This is a genomic window from Corynebacterium sp. HMSC068H04 (assembly GCF_001811255.1).
GTDB classification, from domain to species: Bacteria; Actinomycetota; Actinomycetes; order Mycobacteriales; family Mycobacteriaceae; genus Corynebacterium; species Corynebacterium hesseae.
On the sequence record NZ_KV804019.1, the window covers coordinates 91943 to 115746 of the forward strand.

Sequence of the window (23804 nt, forward strand, 5' to 3'; positions counted from 1 at the left end):
GTTTAGCGCTCGATAAAGCCCGACTCACCGCGCGGTGCGGCCCACTGCTCCACCACGGCGTTCACAACGCCCGGGCGGCGCGTGGTTGATGGTTCTTCGCGCAGCAAGGACAGCAGCTTCTCGCAGTCAGCTCGCGGGCCTTCAGCAACCACCTGGACGCGTCCGTCCTGAAGGTTCGTCGCGTGCCCAGCCAGCCCTAGTTCGAGGGCCCGGGAACGCGTCCACCAGCGAAAGCCCACGCCTTGGACGTGGCCAAGTACGAAAGCTGTGAGGCGTTCATGACCCGCAGAGGCTGCTGCCGTGTCTGCCATCTAGTACTCCCTCAAGTTTGTGCGGTCGCTCAAGTCGAATTCGTGATCGAGACGGCGGCGGTCCTCCGCGCTGCGGCGCGTCACAGGATCGGTACCATCCCAGCACTCGACGTTTTGCAGTTCCGGCAGCATATCACGGTGGAAGACAGGATCCAGGCCCTTGCGGCGCTGCTCGTTGTAGTTCTTCAGCAGCTTGATGGCCACGCCGCACAGCGGCACGATGGCGCACACGTTGAGCAGCACCATGATGGCGGCACCCGTATCCGCCAGGTCGAACACGGTACCCAGCGGGGCCACCGCGCCGTAGAAGACGAAGGCCAACACGATGAGGCGGAAGGCCCACAGTACCCACTTCTTCCCGGAGAGGTACTCCACGTTGGACTCTGCAAGGTAGTAGTTACCCAGAATCGAGGAGAATGCCAAGAAGAACAGGATGAACGTGACGAAGTGGATGCCCCACTCGCCGACCACATTGGACAGCGCGTTCTGGGTGAGGGTCACGCCCTCAATCGCGTCGGAGCCAAAGGTCTCGAACTCGGTGCCCAGCAGAATGATGAAGGCAGTAATCGTACACACCACCAGGGTGTCGAAGTACACGCCGAGGGTCTGCACAAGGCCCTGCTTCACGGGGTGGGAGACCGTCGCCGTTGCTGCCGCGTTCGGCGCCGAACCTTCGCCGGCCTCGTTGGAGAACAGGCCGCGCTGGATGCCCTTCAGCATGGCCATGCCCAGTGTCGCGCCAGCAGCCTCACGGAAGCCGAAGGCAGAGCCGACGATGGAGACAAACATGTCCGGCACCTTGTCAAAGTTAAGGACCACCACGATGAAGCCCATGATGAGGTAGGCACCGGCCATAAACGGCACGATGAACTGAGTCATCGAGGCGATGCGCTGAACACCACCGATAATGATGAGGCCAGCTACGGCAACGACGGCAATACCCACGCCCGCCTTGAAGGCACCGGAATCCTGTCCGAAGGAGGCCGCCAAGGAATCAGAGATAGCGTTGGTCTGGAAAGCGTTGTAGAACCAACCAAAAGTAATGGCGATGGCGACGGAGAAAATGGTTGCCAAGGGCTTCCAGCCCAGACCGCGGGACATGTAGTAGGCCGGGCCGCCGCGGTAGGTATCCCCCTCGCGGACCTTCCACAACTGGGCCAGCGTGGACTCCACGAACGCAGTTGCGCCACCCAGGATGGCGATGAGCCACATCCAGAACACAGCGCCGGGCCCGCCCACAGAAATTGCTACGGCCACACCCGCGACGTTGCCGGTGCCCACACGCGACGCCGCCGAGATGGTGAACGCCTTGAAGGCAGAAATACCGCCGTAATCGGCGTCCTCATCGACGCCGACCCCCTTGGGCTTTTCGACGACCGCTTTGAACATATCCGGCACCATGCGGACCTGCACCAAAGCGGTGCGGATACCGAAGTAAAGGCCAGCAGCGATAAGCAGCCATGGCAGGACATAGGACCACAGGCTGTCGTTAATGACACCGATCACGGTGCTGAAGATTTCTTGCATACGTTACACACTAGTGACAACCCCCGCCATCGGCCTAGTTGGAGCCTAACTACTTCCCCACCCCACGGCGCTGACAGGACGGGCAATAGTGGGTACCGCGCCCGCCCAACACGGTTTTCACGATGTCCTCGCCGCAGCGATCACAGGGCTGCCCGCCACGCCCATAGGCATGCAAGGAACGGTCAAAATACCCGGATTCGCCGTTGACGTTGACGTACAGCGCGTCAAAGCTGGTCCCGCCAACCTCAAGGGCGGAGCGCATAACGTCGGTGGCCGCGGAAATCACCGCGACGGCATCGCGCTGCCGCAGGGCGCTGGCCTTCTTCAACGGAGAAATCTGAGCCGCCCACAGCGCCTCATCCGCATAGATATTGCCCACTCCGCTGAGCACAGTTTGATCCAGCAGGGCAACTTTCACCGCCGTACGTTTTGCGCGCAGGCGCCTCCCCGCCGCGGTGAGGTCAAAGTCTGCTTCGAGGGGATCGGGCGCGATATGCGCCATGGTGAGCCACGGGCCGAGATGCCAATAGCCAAAAGTGCGCTGGTCGACGAAGCTGATGCGGGTGGCGTCGTCAAGCACGGCGGCGATGCGCACGTGGGGTGAATCCACCTCACCGATCCGCACCTGCCCCGACATTCCGAGGTGGATAAAGAGCACATCGCGGGCAGGATCAGTGCGGTCCTCATCGGCAAACTCCAGCCACATGAACTTGCCGCGGCGCGCCACCGCGGCGATCCTCCTGCCCACGAGCAGCGCGGACAGCGGTGCCTCCTGCTTGCGATTGGCGCGCGGGTGAAGGACATCGACCGCCGCGAAGGATCGCCCCACGACGTAGGGCTCGAGCCCGCGGCGGACGGACTCAACTTCAGGCAGCTCTGGCATCGAGTCCTCGTGGGTTAGTTCTCTTTGCCGGCGGTGCCCTGCACCAGCAACGGGGTCTCACGCAGCGCCTGGCAGGCTTCTTCCGCCGCCTGCTGCTCCGCAAGCTTCTTGTTGTGTCCCGTTCCCCTACCCACGGTCAAACCGGCCACCGTGGCAACGGCATTAAAGGTCTGATCGTGCTCGGGGCCGGTCGAGGTGGCCGAATACACGGGCATCGCTGCCTTCAGCTCGGCGCACAGCTCCTGCAAGGTCGTCTTCCAGTCCATGTGGCGGCCGGATACCACGGCGTTCTCAACCTTGGCGGCAAACAGCCGCAGCACCACCCCGCGGGCGACTTCGAAACCATGCTGGCGGTAGATGGCCCCCAAGATGGCCTCGGTGGTATCGGCCAAGATGGAGTCCTTGTCACGGCCGCCGGTAGATTGCTCACCCTTGCCCAACAGGACGTGTTGGCCCACCCCGATTTCACGGGCTACGTCAGACAAGCCGTAGCGCGAAACAATGGAAGCGCGCATCTTCGAGATGTCCGATTCGGGGCGCGATGGGAACTTTTCGTAGAGCTTGGCCGCGATGGACAAGCCCAAGACCGCGTCCCCGAGGAACTCCAGACGCTCATTGTTGGGCAGGTGACCGTTCTCGTTGGCAAAGGAACGGTGCGTCAGCGCCAAACACAGCAGCTCATCGTTGAGTTCCACGCCGAGTGCCTTGAGCAGCGGACCGTGGTCTACCTCCGCGAATGCTACGGCAAGTGCCTGCTCGCCGGTGAGTTTCTTCTTCTTGCTCATAGGAATTTCTCCAACCCAGACCACCGCGGATCGACGCGCTCTTCTTCCCCGGAGACCCCCGTGGTCACGCCTTCGGGAACATCTACTTCACAGCCATCCTCACACGTCGGCGCGAAAGGAAGCACCAAACCTGCCTCATCGATCACGGTCTGCAGGAGGTCAAGGACACCGTCCTCAATCTCGGGGATCTCATCGCCGGAACCGCGATCCTCTTCCTCTGTTTCATCTCCGCTGATGAAGGACTCATCCGCGGAGAAAACCTGGGATACGTGGAGATCTAGTGCTGGATGTAGCTCAGCTAAGCAGCGTGCGCATTCGCCGCTGAGGGTGCCGGTGATATCAGCGTCCACCAACACGCCGGAGCCCAACGGCGTCAAGGTGGCGTCCACCTTAACCTCAGCACCTTCCGGGATGCCGATCATTTCCACGCCGATGCGCTCGGGGGCGGGTCCGGTTTGCACGCGGTGCTCAGGCAGCGCTTCAGCTCCTTGGCTGCGGAGCAATTCCGTCACGTCGAACTTCAATGGTGATTTCATAACGCCCACCAGCTTACCCTGTGCTGACCCACGCGCCCTAGACTGGCAAGGGCCTGAATGTTGGGTCATAGCCGCTTAAGCGCTTGCCCACAAGGCTCGATTCTTTCGCCTGTGGCTTTTAGCCTAAAACTCCATGAGCTACACCGCGACCGACACGGCGTCTCTGGGCGCCACGGCACGTGAACTCGCGCTCAGCTTTCCCTTGCAGTGCCTTGTCCCCGCCGTGGTCCTGACCGTCGTAGGAGTGACCTGCCGCCACCTCATCACGCGAGTCCGCCCCAGCATTTTCGGCGATGCCGGCCTCTCCCTGCACCGCGCGGCCCTCGCCAGCGCCCTTGCGGGATTGGCCGTGGGCGCGGTGTCCTTTCTTCCCCTGCATTTTGGGCCTATCGTCATACTCTCATCGGCGCTGTTCTCGCTGTGTGCCGCGCTCATCGCGTGGAGCGCGCGCGAGTCCTTTTCTGCCGCCGGCATGGGGATTGGTGTGATGATGCTGACCGTCGGTGCGGTCGATGTGGTGCTGTTGCTTGTCGACGCCGCCTGGGGCCCCATCCCCGAGCCTCACACCACGGGCACGGACTTCGGCATTATGTGGGTGCTTTATGCACTGCCGGGCCTCGTCGCCGCGGGATTGGCCGCAGCCTTAAGCACCATGCCGGCCAAGGAAGCCGCCCGGATTCGCCGCGCGGAACAGGCGCGCGCTGCGGCGCAGGACTCTACCTCGCTTCACTCGACCTCGCTTCGGCAGAGCCGAAGCGTCACCGCTAGGTAGTTGCCCGTGCCTTAATTCAACAATTCGGCTTAGTAATCACGGGGCGCACGCGGCGCACGGCGCACAGGCTCCCGGGTCTCGCGCACAGCGCTTCGTCCCTCACCATGTGATTCACCGCGGGAACGCACGCCGGCGCCCCGCCGCAGCGCGGAGCGATCGTTGTTGACGGTACGCAAGAGATCGGACAAGGTGGTCTCGAACTCCCCGAGCTTGGCGTCAACGAATTCATCGCACTCGGTGCGCAGGCGGTTGGACTCAGAGTGCGCGGTCTCCACAATGCGGTGCGCCTCATCGTCGGCGCGGCGCACAACCTCGGATTCGGAGACCAAACGGTCCTGCTCGGCTTGGCCTGCTGCGACGGCGCGCTGGTACTCCTCATCCGCCTGGGCGCGGGTGCGCTCGGCGTCGGAGCGTGCGTTCTCTACGAGGTTGGTGGCCTCATCTTCCGCCTGGGCTACCAAGGTGGTGGCGCGGTGTTGAGCGTCGGCAAGCATGGCGTCTGAGTCCTCACGCGCACGGGCAACGGTGTCATCGGCCTCGGCGGTGGCCTCAGAAATAATCTGCTCCGCGCGCTCCTCAGCACCCTGGAGGATCTCGTCCTGCTTGTCTAGGACGTCCTGGGCGTCATCCATTTCAACGGGGAGGGCGTTGCGAAGATCGTCGAGAAGCGCCAGCATTTCGTGGCGCGGAACCATGCAGTTGGAGGTCATGGGAACGGCATAGGCCTGTTCCAGATTGCGAACAAGTTCATCGAGGGACTCAAATACGCGGTACATGGCACCAGCCTATCCAAGCGCACGCACACTGCGACGTATCCCACGCGGGAAGAAATGGCGAAAACCTCCCCGGCAAGCGAGGAGGTTAAGCGCGGATACAGAGATAAGGAAACGGCTAGATTACGCCTTGGGCCAGCATGGCGTCGGCCACCTTCTTGAAGCCGGCAATGTTGGCGCCCGCCACGTAGTCACCTTCCAGGCCGTATTCCTTGGAGGTCTTGTCGATGTTGCGGAAGATATTGGACATGATCTCATGCAGGCGCTGGTCGGTGTACTCGAAGGACCAGGAGTCGCGGGATGCGTTCTGCTGCATCTCCAGCGCGGAGGTTGCCACACCGCCCGCATTCGCGGCCTTGCCCGGCGCGAAGGCGATTCCGCTCTCCCCGAAGTAGTGCGCGGCTTCCGGGGTACACGGCATGTTTGCACCCTCAGCAACGTAGCGGATGTGGTTCTTTACCAGGAGCTTGGCGTCATCGCCGTCGAGCTCGTTTTGGGTCGCACACGGCAGGGCAACGTCGGCGCTGACCTCCCATACGTTGCCGCCCTCGTGGTACTCCACGCCCGCGCCAGCCTCGCCGGCGTAGGTAGAGATGCGCTCGCGGCGTACTTCCTTGATGTCTTTGAGCAGCTCCAAGTCCACGCCGTTCGGCGTCGTGATGTAGCCGGAGGAATCGGACATCGCCACGACGGTTCCGCCGAGCTGCTGAACCTTCTCGGCGGCGTAGATAGCAACGTTGCCGGAGCCGGAAACAATGACTTTGGCGCCGTCGAAGGACTCGCCGTGGGTCTTCATCATCTCCGAGGTCAGATACACCAGGCCGTAACCGGTGGCCTCAGTGCGCACGAGGGAGCCACCCCAGGTCAGCCCCTTGCCCGTGAGGACCCCGGACTCGTGCTTGTTTTCTAAGCGGCGGTACTGGCCAAACAGGAATCCGATTTCGCGGCCGCCCACGCCGATATCGCCGGCCGGCACATCGCGGTACTCACCGATGTGGTTGTGCAGCTCCGTCATGAAGGACTGGCAAAAGCGCATGACCTCGGCTTCGGACTTGCCCTTCGGGTCGAAGTCAGAACCGCCTTTGCCGCCGCCGATGGGAAGGCCGGTCAGCGAGTTCTTAAAAATCTGCTCGAAGCCAAGGAACTTGATGATGCCCAGGTTCACGCTCGGGTGGAAGCGCAGGCCGCCCTTGTACGGGCCGAGGGCCGAGTTGAATTGCACGCGGAAGCCGCGGTTGACCTGAATCTGGCCGTTGTCATCCACCCACGGGACACGGAAGATGAGCTGGCGCTCGGGTTCGCACAGCCGCTCGACCAAGCCATAATCAGCGTAGTGAGGGTCCTTGTTGAGGACGATCTTGAGGGAATCCAGGACCTCAGCGAGCGCCTGGTGGAATTCCGGTTCACCAGCATTGCGCTTGAGAAGCTTGCTGTAATAGTCGGAGATTTGCTGGTCGATGGACATGGCAATCCTTTCATTCGGCACCGTGTTTAGCTGCTGGTGCGTCCTCCGTTGAACAACCGCTAGTTTTCTATCAATCGACCTAAATTGCAAGACGAGCGTACGGGGAAATTTATTAAAGGCAGGTCAGAGGGCGAAAATTTTTTCCCGTTTCCGCTTCCATATACTCATGTGCATGCGCATACTTGTTGCCCCCGACTCTTTTAAAGGCACCGCCACTGCCGCCGAAGCCGCTGCCGCCATTGCTTTGGGCGCGCGCCGCGCCCTCGGCTCCTCCCCGCACGCCGCTACGGCACAGGTAACCACTCTCCCTATGGCCGATGGTGGCGAGGGCACCGCGGAGGTACTCGCCAGCGCTGCCGTTCACCGCGACGGTACGGCGGGCCAGACCATTACGCTGCCCACCACCGATGCCATCGGGCGCCTCACCGAGGCCAGCTACCAGCTCGTGGGTGACACGGCCTTCATCGACGTCGCGGCGGCCACCGGCCTGCCCGCTGTCTCCGACGCCCTCGATCCGCTCCACGCGGATTCCTATGGCACGGGAGTGCTGCTTGCCGACGCCGAATCGCGCGGCGCCAAGCACATCGTCTTGGGACTTGGCGGCAGCGCCAGCATCGACGGCGGGCTCGGCATCCTCGCCGCGCTCGGCGCCGCCGCCCACGATTCCCGCGGCTACGCCCTGCCCAAAGGCGGCGCCCCGCTGGTCAACCTCGATCACATCGACACCGCACAGCTCAACATGAAGGCGGCGATGATGGACTACACCTTGGTTACGGACACCCGCGCCGTGCCCATCCAGGCCGCGACGATGTACGGCCCTCAAAAGGGCGCCGAGGGCGAACAGGTGGCACTGCTCGCCGGCGCGATGCTGAAGCTATGCGAGGTTACGGATACCGACCCGCAAGCGGAGTTCTTGGGTGCCGCCGGCGGCATCCCCATCGCCTTAAGCTGGCTCTCACGCACACTGTGGGGCACGGCGGAGCACTGCCGCATCGTTCCCGGCGGGCGCTATGTGGCCGAGGCACTCGACCTGCCCGCGCGCATCGCCGAGGCCGATCTCGTCCTCACCGGCGAGGGGCGTTTCGACGATCAATCGCTCACCGGAAAAGTCGTGGGCACGCTGGCGGAGATGACCGGGCCGCCGACGCTGGGCATCATCGCTGGCTCCGCTACGGCACCGGCGCCGCAAGGCGCGCTGCTAGAGGAGCTCGGCGGTGAGGGACGCGGGGACGTCGCCCAGCGCTTGAGCGCCGCAGCCGAACGCCTCGTCCGCAGCTTTCTACAGAGCTAGCTCTCTTCGGGGCTAAACCTTCTCTGCAGGACTAAGGGGTTACCTGCACCGCCCACGGGAAGATGGCCGGGCGCTCGTGGGCGAGCTCATCCTCCAGCAACACGTGATCCTTCGGCAAGACCGAATGCGGAGTTAACAGGCGCGCGAGGACCATGGTCAGCTGGTTAACGGACCCCTTCACGCCATCGACGTCGATGGCGTAGCGGTAAACATTTGCGTCTTCGAGGTCACGTTCTTCGTGCTCCTCCCGGTAGGTCTGGCGCAGCTGCTCTTCCAGCCCCGCCGGGAGTGCGGGCTCGTGCACGCGAGTAACCTCAGCAGAGGCCAGCGAGTTATTGTCCACCAGCTTGTGGGTGGCAGTACTAAAGATTTCGGCCACACGCTCGGCTTGGGCATCCGGCACCAGAACATCAAAGTGAATCAATGGCATGTAGGTAACCCTACCCAAACTTGGAGGACAGTAACTATGGCAGATCCCACACTTTCCCGTCTGACCGAGCTCTTAGTGGACGATTCCGTCGATCTCAGCTGGCAACGGACCTTCTACGAGGATCTGCATGCCCACCCTGAGCTCTCCCATGAGGAGGAACGCACCGCCGGGCGGATTCTGGAACAACTAGAAAACTACGATTGTGAACTCGTCACCGGCATCGGCGGACACGGTATCGTCGCTATCTTCCGCAATGGGGATGGCCCCACCGCGCTGATGCGGGCCGATTTCGATGCCCTCCCCGTAGCCGAGGAAACCGGCGTCCCCTTCGCCTCGACCAACGGCGCGATGCATGCCTGCGGGCACGATGTGCACGCCACCGCGTTGCTCGGCGCGTGCGCGATTCTCGACGCCCACCGCAACACCTGGCGCGGCACCTTCCTAGCACTGTTCCAGCCCGCCGAAGAATCGTCCATGGGTGCCAAATACATGATCGCCGACGGGCTCACCGAGCGCGTCTCTGCACCGGATGTGTGCTTCGGCCAGCACGTCATGCCGGGCCCCGCCGGGCAAGTCCAATCCACCGCCGGCCCCATCCTGGCCGGCTGCGACTCCCTTCGCATTCGCATCACGGGGCGCTCGGCGCACGCCTCCATGCCGCACGAAGCCATCGACCCCTCCTATGTGGCCGCCATGGTGGTCACGCGTCTGCAGGCCATCGTCGGCCGCGAAGTTCCTCCCCATGACTTCTTCGTCATCTCGGTGGGCGAGCTACATTCGGGTGATAAGAACAACATCATTCCAGGCGGCGCCGAGCTAGTGCTCAACACGCGTTATTACAAACCGGAATTGGCCGAGCGCGTCTACGCCTCCCTCGAGCGCATGGTGCGCGCCGAATGCGAGGCGTCCGGGTGCCCGGCAGCACCGACCTTCGAATACTTCGCTCACGGCGAGGTCACCGATAACGACGCTGCCACCCACCAGGCTGTTCGCGCCTCCTTCGATGAGGTCTTCGGCGAGCTCTCCGTCACCGCCGCGCCCTCCACCGTCTCCGAGGACTTTTGCTATCTCCCGCAGGCCTGGGGCGTGCCTTATTACTTCTGGTTCATCGGCTCCACACCGGAAAACCTCCTCGACAACCCACCCGTTAACCACCAGGCCACCTTCCTACCGGACTATGAGCCCACGATGCGCTCGGCCACTCGCGCCGGGGCCGCCGCCGTTCTGTCTTTCCTTGGACGCTAAGCCTCTGTGCCCAACGCCACTCGGCATCACGGTCTGCGTGAAACGTTGGTCAGTGTCCTGGTCTGCAGGCGCATACAGAACTGGTTAAGCTTGGGAGTTGGTATTTTTCCGCATTTATATGCCTCAAGTGAAGGGATTCTCATGAGCCAACCCCAGCACTCCGATTTCCAATCCGCAGTTCCTGGACACGTTCGCGCCGCAGCCGGCGTCTCCCCCTCTCGTGCGACCGACCGCAAGTTTTGGTCCGGTCTGTCCTCCTCGGTGATGGAGCAGATTGCAGACAATTGGGAGGCCACCCGCAGCGCCTACGCTGCCACTCGTCAGCAGCACTACTTCTCCGCTGAGTTCCTGCAAGGTCGTGCCCTGCTCAACAACCTCACCAACGTCGGTCTCGTCGATGAGGCCCGCGCCGCTACCAAGGCTGCGGGCCACGAGTTGGCTGATGTCCTCGAAGCCGAGCACGATGCCGCACTCGGCAACGGCGGCTTGGGCCGCCTCGCCGCCTGCTTCCTCGACTCCGCCGTCACCCAGGACTACCCGGTGACCGGCTATGGCCTCTTGTACCGTTACGGCTTGTTCCGCCAGTCCTTCGACAACGGTTTCCAGCGCGAGGAGCCGGATGCATGGATGGAAAACGGCTACGACTTCATCATTCGCCGCGCTTCCGAACAGCGCTTGGTCCACTTCGACGACATGGACGTGCGCGCCATCCCCTATGACATGCCGATTACCGGCTATGGCACCGATAACGTGGGCACCCTGCGCCTGTGGAAGTCCGAACCCATCGATGAATTCGATTACGATGCCTTCAACTCGCAGCGCTTCACCGAGGCCATCGTCGAGCGCGAGCGCGTCATGGATATCTGCCGCGTGCTCTACCCCAACGACACCACCTACGAGGGCAAGGTCCTACGCGTTCGCCAGCAGTACTTCTTCGTCTCGGCCTCGCTGCAGCAGATGATCGATAACTACATCGAGCACCACGGCGAGGACCTCACCGGCTTCGCTGAGTACAACTGCATCCAGCTCAATGACACCCACCCGGTGCTGGCCATCCCGGAATTGCTCCGCCTGCTTCTCGACGAACACGGGATGGGCTGGGATGACGCATGGAAGGTCGTCACCGAGACCTTCGCCTACACCAACCACACTGTGCTGGCTGAGGCCCTAGAGAGCTGGGAAGTGTCCATCTTCCAGAAGCTGTTCTGGCGCATCTGGGAACTGGTGGAAGAGATCGACCGCCGCTTCCGCGAGGACATGGCCCAACGCGGCTTGGATCAGGGCCGCATCGACTACATGGCCCCGGTATCCGACGGCCACGTGCACATGGCGTGGATCGCCTGCTATGCCGCGTACTCCATCAACGGCGTCGCTGCCCTGCACACCGAAATCATCAAGGCTGACACGCTCTCCGAGTGGCACGAGCTGTGGCCGGAGAAGTTCAACAACAAGACCAACGGTGTGACCCCGCGTCGCTGGCTGCGCATGTGCAACCCGCGCCTGTCCGACCTGCTCACAGAACAAGCTGGCTCCGATGCCTGGGTCACCGATCTGACTGAGCTGGCGAAGCTGGCTCCTTTGGCAGAGGATGAGAAGGTACTGCGCCAACTCATCAATATCAAGCGCGCCAACAAGCAGGATTTCGCCGCCTGGATTGACGCGCACCAGGGCGCATCCGTAGACCCGGATTCCATCTTCGACGTCCAGATTAAGCGCCTGCACGAGTACAAGCGCCAGCTGATGAACGCGCTCTACATCCTGGACCTGTACTTCCGCATCAAGGTCGACGGCGAGACCGTCCCGAAGCGCACCTTCATCTTCGGCGCGAAGGCCGCCCCGGGCTATGTCCGCGCAAAGGCCATCATCAAGCTCATCAACGCCATCGGTGACTTGGTCAACAACGACCCAGCCACCAAGGACGTACTCAACGTGGTCTTCGTTGAGAACTACAACGTCTCCCCCGCCGAGCACATCATCCCGGCCGCTGACGTCTCCGAGCAGATTTCCGTCGCCGGCAAGGAAGCCTCCGGTACCTCCAACATGAAGTTCATGATGAACGGTGCCCTGACCTTGGGCACCATGGACGGCGCCAACGTGGAGATCGTCGAGGCAGTGGGCGAAGAAAACGCCTACATCTTCGGCGCCCGCAACGAGGAGATCCCGCAGCTGCGCGCCGAGTACAACCCGGGTGAGCTCTACAACACGGTTCCGGGCTTGGCACGCGTCCTCGACGCCTTCACCGATGGCACGCTGGGCTCTGAAAATGCGGGCATGTTTGGGGATATTCGCTCCTCGTTACTCGATGGATTTGGCGAGCACGCCCAGGACACCTACTACGTTCTTGGGGACTTTGCCGACTACCGCGAGACCCGCGACCGCATGGCAGCCGACTATGACGCTGATGAGCTGGCATGGGCCAAGAAGGCATGGCTTAATATCTGCTACTCCGGCCGCTTCTCCTCCGACCGCACAATCGCCGACTACGCCAACGAGGTGTGGAAGCTGGCCCCGACTCCCATCGCCAACGTCTAGGTAGATGGGGTTAATAGGCGCGCTAGTGCCTATTAACCCTTAGATGGGTAGTCCTTCAAGACTCCTTCAAGGCAAAAGCGCCGCCCCACTCAATTACCCTCTTCCGCCATTGCGGGAAAGAGGCCGAGTGAGGCGGCGTTGCCTTACTGCGCGAGAGCCCTACTTATCGCGCAGCGTCTGACCCAGCTCGTGGACCTGAATCATGTTGGTGTTACCCGAGATTCCAGGAGGCGTACCGGCGATGACGACGATCATGTCGCCTTCCTTGTACTTATCCATCCCCAGCAGCGCCTCATCGATGGCTTCCATCATGTTATCGGTGGACTCCACCGATTCACTCAGGAAGGTCTCGGCGCCCCAGGTCAAAGCCAACTGCGAGCGCACGGCCGGATGCGGGGTAAAGGCAAGCAGCGGCAGCGGCGAGTGCAAACGAGCCACGCGCTTTGCGGTATCACCGGAGGTGGTGAACGCCACGATTGCCTTCGCGTTAAGGCGCTCAGCGATATCGCGTGCGGAGTAGGACACGACACCGCGCTTGGTGCGCGGAACGTGCGTCAGCGGAGGAACGCGGCCACCCTGCTCGGCATTCGCGACGATCTTGGACATGGTGCGCACGACATTCTGTGGGTCGATGCCCACGGACGTCTCGCCGGAGAGCATGACTGCATCGGCGCCGTCGAGCACTGCGTTGGCAACGTCGGACGCCTCCGCACGGGTCGGCCGCAGATTGGAAATCATGGAATCGAGCATCTGCGTTGCCACGATTACCGGCTTGGCGTTCTCACGCGCAATCTGGATGGCGCGCTTCTGGAACAGCGGAACCTGCTCCAGCGGCACCTCGACGCCGAGGTCACCGCGGGCAATCATGATGGCATCGAATGCCAGCACGATGGACTCGAGGGCATCGACAGCTTCCGGCTTCTCCAGCTTGGCGATGACCGGAACGCGGCGGCCTTCCTCATCCATAATCTCGTGGACCTTGTCCACGTCGGCCGGGGAACGCACGAAGGACAGAGCAATCAAGTCCACGCCAAGCTTCAAGGCGAAGCGGAGATCTGCGATGTCCTTTTCCGACAGGGCCGGGACGGAAATGTCCATGCCCGGCAGGGACACGCCCTTGTTGTTCGAGACCGGTCCGCCTTCGGTGACCTCACAGACGACGTCGTTGCCATCGACTTCCTTGCACACGACGGCGACCTTGCCATCGTCGATAAGCAGGCGGTCACCCGGCTTCGCGTCCTTCGCCAGGTTCTTGTACGTGGTGGACACGCGGTCGTGCGTGCCTTCCACGTCCTCAACAGTGATGCGGACGATCTCGCCGTCCTTCCACATCTCTTCACCGTTGATGAAGCGACCCAGACGGATCTTCGGACCCTGCAAGTCCGCCAACACACCGACGGCGTGGCCGGTCTCATCGGTGGCCTCGCGGACCCAGCGATAGTTCGCTTCATGATCCGCGTGCTCGCCGTGAGACATGTTCAGACGCGCCACGTCCATGCCCGCTTCAACGAGGCCAAGGATTCCTTCCTTGCTTGCTACCGCGGGACCCAACGTACAAACGATTTTGGTTCTTCTATCCAACATGGAATGCCTTACTCACATCGGGAGCTTCTAACGGTTCCCAAACTACCCCGGTTTACTGGTCTCGGCCACTACGAATGACGCTCGTAGCGCGTTTTCAACCCTCGTCCCGAGTGCCTCCGGGTCTGAGCAAAGCCCCAAATATTCGGCAATAAACGGGAATAACCGGGCACATCTGGGCATTTCGTACTCATCATTCGGAACCTCAGACTTCCGAATAAGAGCTCAAAAACACCGTGTGTGATCCCGGCTACTTTTTCTGTTTTCAGCGCCTAAAACAGGCAGACGCTACGAAAGCTGTACCTAATTAAAGCCTGCGGAGCCACCATTCTTCTCAACTTCCGCGGCACGAGCGGGATCCACTTCCTCCGGTGACTCCTGCCCACGTGGCAACCGGAAGTACACGATGAGCGCAACAACGAAGCAGACCACCGAAACAATGACGTTGACGCGCAACCCGAAGATGTGCGTGGCCTCATCAGCGCGCATGTTTTCTACAACGAAGCGCCCCGCCGTGTATCCGGCAACGTACAGCGCGAACACACGCCCATGGCCGAGTTTGAACGCCTTGTGCGCCCACAGCAGGAACACACACACCGCCACATTCCACAACAGTTCATAGAGGAAGGTCGGATGCACTGAGGTCACTACTTCCCCGGTCGAGCGTCCGCTGATTGGTGCGTACGCGCCGCTGTCATTTATTCGGTAGTAGATGTCCAAGGCCCACGGAACCGTGGTTTCACGGCCGTAGAGCTCCTGATTGAACCAATTACCCAAGCGCCCGATAGCTTGGGCCAAGACAAGTCCGGGCGCGACGGCGTCCGCAAATGGCCCCAATGGGATGCCTTTAACCTTGAACATGATCCACACCGCTATTGTGCCTAGCGCCACTGCGCCCCAAATGCCGAGGCCGCCGTTGGTAATCTTCAGCGCATCAACTGGATTGCACGTGGAACAGAAGTACTTTTCGTTATCCGTAATCACGTGGTAGAGGCGCCCACCAATAATTCCGGCCGGTATCACCACCAAGGCCGCATCCCACACCACATCCGGGTTTCCACCGCGGGCAGTATAGCGGCGCAGCGTCATCCACATCGCAACGAGGATGCCGACGATGATGCACATGGCATAAGCGCGAATTGGGACCGGACCTAGATGCCACACGCCTTGCGGCGGAGAGGGAATGTTGGCGAGATTGTAAATTTGCACGGGAAACAGTGTGCCTGAAAATAACGCCCACTACAACGCGTCTAGGTCCTGCGCGAAGGGCACGCCGGATGCTGGCCGGTAGCCACCAAAGAACGCGCCAAGGCCATGGGGTCTTGGGCAGCCATGATGGACTCACCGACCAAGATGGCATCAGCGCCCTGAGAAGCATAAGACAACACGTTTCGCGGGCTATTGACCCCACCCACCGCGATGCGCGTCATGCTCTCAGGAAGACCCGGCGAAATAGTAGAAAAGGCCTCCCGATTAATAGCATCGGAGGCCAAAGACCACGCGTTGATCGCCACGACAGTTCCCCCTGCCTTAATGACGCGATCCACCTCAGCGCACGTACGAACTTCCAGGATGGCGGTCATGCCGAGAGATTCCACGCGGTCGAGGAGAGACTCGAGGCGAGCCTGGTCGAGCAGCTCCACTTGCAGGGGAATCGCATCCGCCCCATAGCACCGCGCCTCATGGATCTGATAGGGGTCGACGATGGTGTCGCGGCATAGCATCGGTATGTCAACGGCGGACCGGGCCGCCCGCATGTCTTCGAGGGAACCGTGGAAGCGGCGGCGATCCGTTTGGCAGGCCATCACATGCACTCCGGCTTCTTCCAGGCTATGCGCCAGCGTTGCCACGGACTGCGGGCTCTCCAAGTGCGCAATTTCACCGCCATAAGGTACGGCGCGCTTGATTTCGGTAATGATAGAGCATCCCGGACGCAGCAAAGCCTGTGCAGCATCACGCGGGGCATCCATGTCTCGGGAACGCGCCTTTACTTCCTTGAAGGGAACGCGGGCCTCCCGCGCGGCGACATCAGCTAGTACGCCGGCCACGAGGTGATCGACGGCAATCGGGGTAGGCATAGAGCACCTCCCTTCCCCGAAGGAAACTCAATGAAAGAAACAGGATGGAGTTCGAGATCACACTTAGGCTAGCGCGCTCTTACCTCCAACCAGAAATCCGGGGTCCCCTTCTATCAGCGCAACACCCCGTGGTGGAGATGAGACGAGCCGGTGGCTCGTGCCGCCGCCTCCCCTAGGTGGTGCGAGGATCTGTGGGGTCGATATCGGCGTCCAAAGCGTCCCACATCACGCGGCCAGAATCCTGGGAGGTTTCTAGATCTTCCTGCAGGCGCTCCTGCCGTACAGCTGGTGTCTCATATTTGGCGGAGCGGGGCTTATCGCCTCCCGGATTGCTGGCCACCATGACCGCACCAAAGAGCGCGAGCGCAGCGCCGACGAGGGCGAGGACAGGGCCGGCAGTCGAGGCATCTGCGGAGAGCACCGTGGCCCAGTCAGAAATGGTCGTGGACTCCACGGAGGTATCATTCGTGCCTCCCTGCAGCAGTTCCTCGGCGCGCTCCGCCTCCGGGCCGGCGGTCAGCAACGCAACAGGCCGCCATCCCGCAGCCGCCGCGGCAAGTGCTGTGAGGCCAGATACAATTCGGCGGCCGGTGCGCCGTAGCGCGAAGGCCGCAACACCGCCAGCGAGGACCACAACGCTCAACGCGATGAGCTCGAGGGACCACAAGGAACCCGATAGCTCCGCAACGCTGGAGCCGGCCTTATCATCCTCAACCGCAGCCTTTACCCACGTCATGCGGGAAGACAGCCACAATAGGATGGCACCGACAAACATCAACAAGGGCCCAATGCGCTTAGCCATCATTCTCCTCCCCTATGAGATCACGTGCATCGAAACAGGTCCGGTCACCGGTATGGCATGCCCCGCCGCGCTGACGAACGGTGAGCAGGATGGTGTCACCATCGCAATCCAAGCGCGCGCCGACCACTTCTTGGGTGTTGCCGGATGTTAGGCCTTTGATCCAATACTCGCGGCGGGAACGTGAATAGTAGGTTCCGCGGCGCGTCGCCAACGTGTAGGCCAAGGCATGGTCATCCATCCACGCCAACATGAGCACCTCACCGCGCTCCGACTGCACAATGGCTGGAACAAGCCCCGACTCGTTGCGCTTAAGTTGCTGAGCAATCTCATCACTCAGCTCATAAGCCCCGACAGCCGTTGGGTCGGTGGTGGGGTTGTCACTGTCCCTCGTCACTGTCGCACCTCCTTGCCTGCCGCGGCTAGCGCCTGCTTGACCTCAGAGATCTCTACTTCTCCGAAGTGGAAAATGCTGGCGGCCAGCACCGCATCTGCCCCAGCGTCGACAGCCGGTGGGAAGTGCTCGGCCTTTCCCGCACCGCCGGAGGCGATGATCGGAACGGAAACTTTCTCGCGCACTGCCTCGATCAATTCGATATCGAAGCCCGCCTTGGTTCCGTCGCCGTCCATGGAGTTCAGCAAGATTTCGCCGACGCCCAATTCCTCACCGCGCTTGGCCCATTCCACGGCATCGAGGCCCGCAGAACGCGTTCCGCCATGCGTGGTGACCTCGAATCCGCTGGGGAAATCTGCAGCACGGCGCGCATCCACCGACAACACAATGCACTGCGAGCCAAACACATCCGCGAGCTCGCGCAGTAGCTCTGGGCGCACGATGGCAGAGGAGTTGACGGAGACCTTATCGGCGCCGGCACGCAGCAGTTCGCGGACGTCGTCGACAGACCGCACTCCACCGCCAACGGTCAGCGGGATAAAGACCTGATCGGCGGTGCGGCGTACGACGTCAAGCATGGTACCGCGGCCGTCCTTCGACGCTGACACATCGAGAAAAGTCAGCTCATCAGCACCCACGCGGTCGTAATGGGCGGCCAACTCGACTGGGTCGCCGGCATCACGCAGGTTTTCAAAGTTAATGCCTTTGACCACGCGGCCATTATCAACGTCAAGGCACGGGATCACTCGCACGGCAAGAGCCATGGTGACAATCCTCCTAAAGCTCAAAGCGAAATGAAAGGCAGCTCGAATCGAACTGCCGATTGGTGAAATTCAAGTCCGGTATGCGGCGCCAGCGACGAGCACTAGCGTCCTAGGCAAGCCAAACGCGTATCAACGGCTTCCGCGGGGGTTTCGGGCGATGGCATCCAAGATCGTGGCATGCACCTGCGGGGTACCGCCCACGAATCCCTGTGAATGCGCGGTCCACTCGTTGCCTTCTGGATCACTCACGCGGCCACCGGCAGCCTTGATCATGAGAGCACCCGCCGCGTTATCCCACGGGTGCGGCGAGAAATTCACCGCGCCGTCAAACACGCCTTGAGCCACAAATGCATTATCCAGACCCACCGACCCGGTCATGCGGGGACGCAGCCCGGTCTCCCGGAGATCATTGAACAGGCCCGTCGGCAGGTGCGAGGAGCAGCCCACGTGGCCACGAGCCTCGTCGAATCCCTGGGCTTCTTCGCCACCACCGAATCCAGTGGAGGGGCCGCCGCTGGTTCGCAGCTGCATGCCCTGCGCCGCAACTACGCGGCGGTGTAGCAGGGGGAAATCCGCTACTGCAACAACCGGCTTTGCTTCGTGGATAAGCGTGACAAGAATGCCGCAGCATGGATTCCCGGCTGAGTAGTTCGCGGTTCCGTCCACGGGATCCACAACCCACACCGTCTCTTCAAGGCTGCCGCCTGATTCTTCACCGAGTACCGGGATACCGGTGAGCTGGTTCAGCGTCAGTCGCAGCTGCTGTTCAATCAGCAAATCCACCTCGGTGGCAAAGTCCCCTTCGCCCTTGAAACGCGCGGGCGCTGCACCGAGGCCCCGGCGGAAGAGATCATCAACCTGGTCCACCGCTGCTTCTGCAAAGGCCACGAGTTCGCGCGGATCCGACGCGGAGGTTCCTGACATCGGGGCCATTGGCCTACCTCTCCTCGATCGGGTCAATGTATTCTTCACCCGGCAACGGCGTAACTTCCGCAACCGCCGCGAGCGCCTCCTCCAGTGTGAAGCGCTCCTCATAGAGAGCCTTGCCGATGATGGCGGAATCAATTCCCTCATTTTCGTAGAGGGCCAATTCACGCAGATCATCAAGGGTGGAAATCCCACCGGAGGCTGTTACCTTTGCCTCCGTGGCGGCCGCAACCTCACGCAGCAGTTCGATGTTGGGGCCTTGCAGCGTCCCGTCCTTGGACACGTCCGTCACCACGAAGCGAGTGCAACCAGCGGCGTCAAGGCGCTCGAGCACCTCCCAGAGGTCGCCACCATCGGAAACCCAGCCGTTACCGCGCGTGCGCCACTCGCCGTCCACCATCCGGACTGCGAGATCGACCGCGATGCGGTCACCATGCTCTGCCAAGACCTTGGCAATCCATTCGGGGTTCTCCAAAGCCGCGGTACCAATATTGACGCGGCGGGCTCCGGTGGCGAGTGCACGGGCCAAGGAGTCATCATCCCGGATACCTCCGGTCAGCTCCACGTTAAGGTCCACGCTCGTGGTGATCTCAGCGAGCAGCTCGTGGTTGGAGCCGCGGCCAAAGGCTGCGTCCAGATCTACTGCGTGCAGCCACTGCGCGCCTTGGGCCTGCCACTTAAGGGCGGCCTCACGCGGCGAGCCATAGGGCTTTTCAGTTCCGGCCTCTCCCTGATCAAGGCGAACCGCCTGACCGTCGACGACATCAACCGCGGGCAACAGTGTAAAGCTCATGGTGGGTAGTCTACCTTTCGAGTGGGCTCTTTAAAGCGTTCCAATCCAGTTCTTTAGCAGCTGCGAGCCGACGTCACCCGACTTCTCCGGATGAAATTGCGTGGCCCATAGCGCACCGTTTTCTACCGCGGCGACAAAACGGTCACCGCCATATTCGGACCACGCCACCTTCGGCGGCTCAGTGATTTCAGTCTCGAGCTCCCAGCTCCGCGCGGCATAGGAGTGCACGAAGTAGAAGCGATCCTGCGCGCTCACGCCATGGAACATAAGGCTATCGTCGGGAAGCTCGACGGTGTTCCAGCCCATATGGGGCAGAACCGGCGACTGCAAGCGGGTCACCTCCCCCGGCCACTCACCACAGCCTTCCATAAAAACGCCGTGTTCTGTACCGGACTCAAAGAGAGTCTGCATACCTACGCAGATACCGAGAACCGGGCGGCCGCCAGCTAAGCGTTGACCAATGATCCGAGGCCCCTGGGCCGCGCGCAGGCCTTCCATGCAGGCAGCGAAGGCGCCTACGCCGGGCACCAACAGGCCATCGGCTTCCACCGCTAGCTTCGGGTCTGCGGTCACCGTCACGGTGGCACCGACCCGCTCAAGTGCGCGCAAAGCCGAGCGGAGGTTGCCGGCACCATAATCAAGGACAACTACGTCGTGTGAGCTCATCGTGGCTCCTTTCCGGGCCTCCTCGGCCTTCTAATCCTGCGCAAGCGCGTTTGGATGTCATTAAGTTCGCTCACGCGAGTCTTACCCAAAGCTAGGTCAGCAGCCGTCATGAGCAAGCCCACTGCAATGATGGCGGCACCTGCGGCAAAAGCGCCTTTGTATCCTGACATCGCCACGACGGCGCCAAGGACCGTCGAACCAAGGCCAGTACCACCGTCGTAGAAGATGTTCCACACCGCAGAACCCTCGGAGAGCCGCTCGCGTGGGAGGCGGTCAAACATCGACAGCAGCGCCTCGTTTTGAACGATGCCGAAGCCGGCACCGTAGATGACCGTACCGAACACGAGCAGCCATACCGACCACTCTTGCCACAGCACGGCGGCGATGAGTCCCACACCCACGACCGAGGAAGCCTGGGCCGGAATCATGAGTGTGCCGGGCTTGCCCACCCGGTCCGCCACGACACCGGCGACGTAGCGCGCAATCATGCCCGCGCCACCAATCACGGACAGCATGAAGCCGCCCAAAACCGCGCCGCGTTCAGGATCCAATTCGCGCACGGCCGGCGAAATGAAATTCGAGGCCACGCCGTAGCTCACGGAGAAGCTCATCAACGCCAGTGCCGGCACGAGCACAAGCTTCCACATTGGAGCACGCGGAGTGGTATCCGATGGGTCCGGCATTCCCACCGGGGCAGCCTTGATCTGCGGTACGAGGATGCAGGTGAAGAAACCCAGAAGGCCGAGGCCGGCGGCCAAGAGGTACACCACGTTATAGTTGTACGCTGCGGCGACGGCAAGGCCGACGGGCAGGAAGGCCATCTGTGCCGCGCCGATAAAAAGGCCGAAGATTCCAGTGGCCTTGCCCAACAAGCGCCGCGGCGTGATTTCCGCGATGAGCGCGTTTTCTGACACCGTCAGGGCACCAAAGCCAATACCGCGCAGTGCGGAAAAGCCTAGGGCGATTGGGGCGGCGTCGCCCAGCATGTGGCCCAACGCCGGCACGCCCAAGAGCAGCGCCGACGCCGCCATGATCGGCCGGTAGCCAAAGATGCGCAGCAGCATCGGAGTCGCCATTTGGGTGAGCACCGTGGCCAGCATGAATACGCCGGTTGTGGCGCCAGCCAGCGTGGCCGATCCGCCGGAATCCAACACAGCCAACGGCACCACGGGTAGCAAGACTGACCACGCGCCGAAGGCGGAAACCACCGCGATCATGGTTTCCTTGAAGCCGGCAACCTTCCACACACTCTGAGGGGCGTTATCTGTCACTTTGCCGCCAATCCTGCCGAAAAGATGTCGAGGAACCAGACCAACGCGGCGGCCACGGCGACCGCCGCGAGCGCGCCCGCGACCACAGTCAGCAATACTGAACCGTTCTGATACGCCGCCCACGCGCCGCCGACGAGCAGACCGGCGACGAGAAAGAGAATGAGAACCATGACATTCATAGCGTCTTAGAGTGCTCCCTTCGTCGAAGGAACTCCGGTTACTCGCGGATCCCGCTCGGTAGCCTGGCGCAGGGCGCGGGCCACTGCCTTGTACTCGGCTTCCGTGATGTGGTGCGGATCGCGCCCATAGCGCACGTTGACGTGCAGAGTCGTCGCCGAGTGTGTGGCAAAGGTTTCGAAGAAGTGCCGGTTGATCACCGTGGCGTAGTGCCCGCCAATAACCTGCCACTCCAAGTTCTCCGGCTCGCCATTCATGACAAAGTAGGGCCGCCCAGAAATGTCAACGACGGCCTCCACCAGCGTTTCATCCATGGGCAGAAGCTGGGAGCCGAAACGGCGGATGCCGGACTTATCCCCCAGCGCTTCGAGGAAAGCGCGGCCTAGCACAATCGCGGTGTCTTCCACCGTGTGGTGGGCATCGATGTGGATATCACCTTCGGCGTGCACCTGAAGGTCAAAGGAGCCGTGGGTACACACAGCGTTGAGCATGTGGTCAAAGAACGGCAGCCCCGTCGAAATATCCGCCTGGCCGGTGCCATCGAGGTTGATTTCGACGGAGATCTTTGTCTCCCCGGTGACGCGCTCTGCGCGGCCAATGCGGTCGCCTAAGTCGTGGCGTGTAGCTTCACCAGCGCTCATTGTCCCACGCTCCTTCTTTTCATCATGAGCCTTTGCCTGGGCTCAAGTTTCAGTTCTCAGTTAGTCATCTCTACTGTATCTGCCAAGTCCGCCGCGGCCGAAAGGAAGGCGTCATTCTCTTCGGGCAGCCCAATCGTGGCGCGCAGGAGACCCGGCACGCCGTTGTCTCGGATCAGCACATCGCGGTCGAGGAATCCCTGCCACACCGCGTGTTGGTCGGCAAAGCGCCCAAAGGAGACGAAGTTGGATTCGCTCGGCACAACGTAATAGCCAAGTTCCTGGAGCCGTGCGACAACCCGATCCCGCTCCGCCGAAAGCTTCGCCACGGTACCCAAGGTCTCCTCCTTGTGAGCAAGAGCCACGGTGGCCGCGATCTGGGATAAAACGGAGAGGTGATAGGGCAAGCGGACGAGCATCACGGCTTCCACGAAGGCGGGATCCGCCACAAAGTAACCCAAGCGCCCGCCGGCGAAATCGAAGGCCTTGGACATCGTGCGCGAGACCACGAGCTTGGTCGGGTACTTCGCCAGCAGTGTTGTAGCTGACGGCGAGGGCGAGAATTCCATGTAGGCCTCGTCCACGATGACGATGCCCGGCGCGGCCTGCACGATCTTCTCCACTAGTTCGATCGGGGTGACGTCACCGGTGGGGTTGTTCGGGGTGGTGATGAAGACGACGTCGGGGCTGTGCTTGGCGACGGCCCCCAGAGCCGCCTCCTCATCGATGCGGAAGTCCTCATCGCGCGGGCAGGAAATGAATTCGGTCTGTGTACCTGCGCACAGGATCGGATGCATGGAGTAGCTCGGCGTAAATCCCAGCGCGCTGCGGCCCGGCCCACCGAAGGCCTGCAGCAGCTGCTGGAGCACCTCGTTGGAACCGTTGGCTGCCCACACGTTCTCCACGCCCACGGTGACACCGGTCTGCTCGCTGATGTATTCCGCCAGCGCCGTGCGCAGCTCGACGGCATCGCGCTCCGGGTAGCGGTTGAGTTGGCGTGCGTGCTTCTCGACGGCCTCCACCATGTCCTTCACCAGCGCCTCCGACGGCGGATAAGGATTCTCGTTGGTATTGAGTTGGTTGGTTACCGTCAGCTGCGGGGCGCCATAGGCGCTGGAGCCACGCAATTCTTCACGAAGGGGAAGATCCTTCAGCTCAGCCATGGT

25 protein-coding genes are annotated in these 23804 nt (G+C 61.8%); 4 read left to right on the forward strand and 21 right to left on the reverse strand.

Annotation, left to right across the window (positions count from 1 at the left end; translation table 11 throughout):
• Positions 1–2: 2 nt before the first annotated feature.
• The 5 genes from HMPREF2792_RS09720 to HMPREF2792_RS09740 are packed head-to-tail and all read right to left on the reverse strand — an operon-like array spanning position 3 to position 4042.
• Positions 3–311 carry an acylphosphatase gene (locus HMPREF2792_RS09720; RefSeq protein WP_070533232.1) on the reverse strand — a complete coding sequence of 103 codons (309 nt, stop codon included), beginning with the start codon at positions 309–311 and terminating at the stop codon, positions 3–5.
• Complete coding sequence (locus HMPREF2792_RS09725; RefSeq protein ID WP_070533234.1) at positions 312–1838, reverse strand: alanine/glycine:cation symporter family protein; 1527 nt, start codon at positions 1836–1838, stop codon at positions 312–314. It lies immediately after the preceding gene.
• A gap of 49 nt (positions 1839–1887) precedes the next feature.
• Positions 1888–2721: a bifunctional DNA-formamidopyrimidine glycosylase/DNA-(apurinic or apyrimidinic site) lyase gene (gene mutM, locus HMPREF2792_RS09730; protein ID WP_070533235.1), complete on the reverse strand. Its 834-nt coding sequence runs from the start codon at positions 2719–2721 to the stop codon at positions 1888–1890.
• A gap of 14 nt (positions 2722–2735) precedes the next feature.
• Positions 2736–3506: a ribonuclease III gene (gene rnc / locus HMPREF2792_RS09735; RefSeq protein WP_070519978.1), complete on the reverse strand. Its 771-nt coding sequence runs from the start codon at positions 3504–3506 to the stop codon at positions 2736–2738.
• Positions 3503–4042, reverse strand: coding sequence for a YceD family protein (locus tag HMPREF2792_RS09740; protein ID WP_070519975.1), 540 nt, complete (start codon positions 4040–4042; stop codon positions 3503–3505). The genes rnc and HMPREF2792_RS09740 overlap by 4 nt, the downstream gene beginning before the upstream one ends.
• A 133-nt stretch (positions 4043–4175) precedes the next feature.
• On the opposite strand from HMPREF2792_RS09740, the gene HMPREF2792_RS09745 reads away from it, so the two are divergent.
• The gene (locus tag HMPREF2792_RS09745; RefSeq protein ID WP_232748530.1) at positions 4176–4814 is read left to right on the forward strand and encodes a hypothetical protein; all 639 of its coding nucleotides are present in this window, start codon (positions 4176–4178) and stop codon (positions 4812–4814) included.
• Between the two features lie 29 nt (positions 4815–4843).
• On the opposite strand, the gene HMPREF2792_RS09750 is transcribed toward HMPREF2792_RS09745, so the two are convergent.
• Both HMPREF2792_RS09750 and gdhA read right to left on the reverse strand, forming a co-directional pair.
• Positions 4844–5590 (reverse strand): DivIVA domain-containing protein, encoded by a 747-nt coding sequence (locus HMPREF2792_RS09750; RefSeq protein WP_070519973.1) that lies wholly within the window; start codon positions 5588–5590, stop codon positions 4844–4846.
• A 115-nt stretch (positions 5591–5705) separates the two neighbouring features.
• Complete coding sequence (gene gdhA, locus HMPREF2792_RS09755; protein WP_070533237.1) at positions 5706–7052, reverse strand: NADP-specific glutamate dehydrogenase; 1347 nt, start codon at positions 7050–7052, stop codon at positions 5706–5708.
• Positions 7053–7224: 172 nt separating this feature from the next.
• On the opposite strand from gdhA, the gene HMPREF2792_RS09760 reads away from it, so the two are divergent.
• On the forward strand, positions 7225–8343 hold the full coding sequence (locus HMPREF2792_RS09760) for a glycerate kinase (protein WP_070533239.1): 1119 nt from the start codon (positions 7225–7227) through the stop codon (positions 8341–8343).
• A gap of 31 nt (positions 8344–8374) precedes the next feature.
• On the opposite strand, the gene HMPREF2792_RS09765 is transcribed toward HMPREF2792_RS09760, so the two are convergent.
• Positions 8375–8773 (reverse strand): hypothetical protein, encoded by a 399-nt coding sequence (locus HMPREF2792_RS09765; RefSeq protein ID WP_070519967.1) that lies wholly within the window; start codon positions 8771–8773, stop codon positions 8375–8377.
• Between the two features lie 36 nt (positions 8774–8809).
• Between HMPREF2792_RS09765 and HMPREF2792_RS09770 the strand changes: the two genes are divergently transcribed.
• Both HMPREF2792_RS09770 and HMPREF2792_RS09775 read left to right on the forward strand, forming a co-directional pair.
• The gene (locus HMPREF2792_RS09770) at positions 8810–10018 is read left to right on the forward strand and encodes an amidohydrolase (protein ID WP_070533241.1); all 1209 of its coding nucleotides are present in this window, start codon (positions 8810–8812) and stop codon (positions 10016–10018) included.
• Between the two features lie 141 nt (positions 10019–10159).
• Entirely contained in the window at positions 10160–12550 is a 2391-nt protein-coding gene (locus tag HMPREF2792_RS09775; protein WP_070533243.1) for a glycogen/starch/alpha-glucan phosphorylase, read from the forward strand.
• 159 nt (positions 12551–12709) lie between these two features.
• Here HMPREF2792_RS09775 and pyk read toward each other — a convergent pair whose 3' ends face one another.
• From pyk to HMPREF2792_RS09840, 13 genes are all read right to left on the reverse strand, one after another.
• Complete coding sequence (gene pyk / locus HMPREF2792_RS09780; RefSeq protein ID WP_070520168.1) at positions 12710–14131, reverse strand: pyruvate kinase; 1422 nt, start codon at positions 14129–14131, stop codon at positions 12710–12712.
• A 303-nt stretch (positions 14132–14434) separates the two neighbouring features.
• On the reverse strand, positions 14435–15340 hold the full coding sequence (gene lgt / locus HMPREF2792_RS09785) for a prolipoprotein diacylglyceryl transferase (protein ID WP_070533245.1): 906 nt from the start codon (positions 15338–15340) through the stop codon (positions 14435–14437).
• A 41-nt stretch (positions 15341–15381) separates the two neighbouring features.
• The gene (locus HMPREF2792_RS09790) at positions 15382–16209 is read right to left on the reverse strand and encodes an indole-3-glycerol phosphate synthase TrpC (protein ID WP_070533247.1); all 828 of its coding nucleotides are present in this window, start codon (positions 16207–16209) and stop codon (positions 15382–15384) included.
• Between the two features lie 172 nt (positions 16210–16381).
• On the reverse strand, positions 16382–17011 hold the full coding sequence (locus HMPREF2792_RS09795) for a TIGR02234 family membrane protein (protein WP_185963198.1): 630 nt from the start codon (positions 17009–17011) through the stop codon (positions 16382–16384).
• On the reverse strand, positions 17004–17405 hold the full coding sequence (hisI, locus tag HMPREF2792_RS09800) for a phosphoribosyl-AMP cyclohydrolase (protein WP_070533249.1): 402 nt from the start codon (positions 17403–17405) through the stop codon (positions 17004–17006). The genes HMPREF2792_RS09795 and hisI overlap by 8 nt, the downstream gene beginning before the upstream one ends.
• Positions 17402–18166 (reverse strand): imidazole glycerol phosphate synthase subunit HisF, encoded by a 765-nt coding sequence (gene hisF, locus HMPREF2792_RS09805; protein WP_070533251.1) that lies wholly within the window; start codon positions 18164–18166, stop codon positions 17402–17404. Before hisF ends, hisI begins: the two co-directional genes overlap by 4 nt.
• 129 nt (positions 18167–18295) lie before the next feature.
• Positions 18296–19099 (reverse strand): inositol monophosphatase family protein, encoded by an 804-nt coding sequence (locus HMPREF2792_RS09810; RefSeq protein WP_070533252.1) that lies wholly within the window; start codon positions 19097–19099, stop codon positions 18296–18298.
• A 4-nt stretch (positions 19100–19103) separates the two neighbouring features.
• On the reverse strand, positions 19104–19886 hold the full coding sequence (gene priA / locus HMPREF2792_RS09815) for a bifunctional 1-(5-phosphoribosyl)-5-((5-phosphoribosylamino)methylideneamino)imidazole-4-carboxamide isomerase/phosphoribosylanthranilate isomerase PriA (RefSeq protein ID WP_070519945.1): 783 nt from the start codon (positions 19884–19886) through the stop codon (positions 19104–19106).
• A gap of 30 nt (positions 19887–19916) precedes the next feature.
• A complete protein-coding gene (gene hisH, locus HMPREF2792_RS09820; protein WP_070533254.1) occupies positions 19917–20552 on the reverse strand; it encodes an imidazole glycerol phosphate synthase subunit HisH in 636 nt (211 codons plus the stop codon).
• Complete coding sequence (locus tag HMPREF2792_RS09825) at positions 20549–21769, reverse strand: MFS transporter (RefSeq protein ID WP_070520166.1); 1221 nt, start codon at positions 21767–21769, stop codon at positions 20549–20551. Before HMPREF2792_RS09825 ends, hisH begins: the two co-directional genes overlap by 4 nt.
• A gap of 50 nt (positions 21770–21819) precedes the next feature.
• Entirely contained in the window at positions 21820–22002 is a 183-nt protein-coding gene (locus tag HMPREF2792_RS09830; RefSeq protein ID WP_070519941.1) for a hypothetical protein, read from the reverse strand.
• A 6-nt stretch (positions 22003–22008) separates the two neighbouring features.
• Complete coding sequence (hisB, locus tag HMPREF2792_RS09835; protein WP_070533257.1) at positions 22009–22641, reverse strand: imidazoleglycerol-phosphate dehydratase HisB; 633 nt, start codon at positions 22639–22641, stop codon at positions 22009–22011.
• A 56-nt stretch (positions 22642–22697) separates the two neighbouring features.
• Entirely contained in the window at positions 22698–23801 is a 1104-nt protein-coding gene (locus tag HMPREF2792_RS09840) for a histidinol-phosphate transaminase (RefSeq protein ID WP_070533258.1), read from the reverse strand.
• Positions 23802–23804 lie beyond the last annotated feature (3 nt).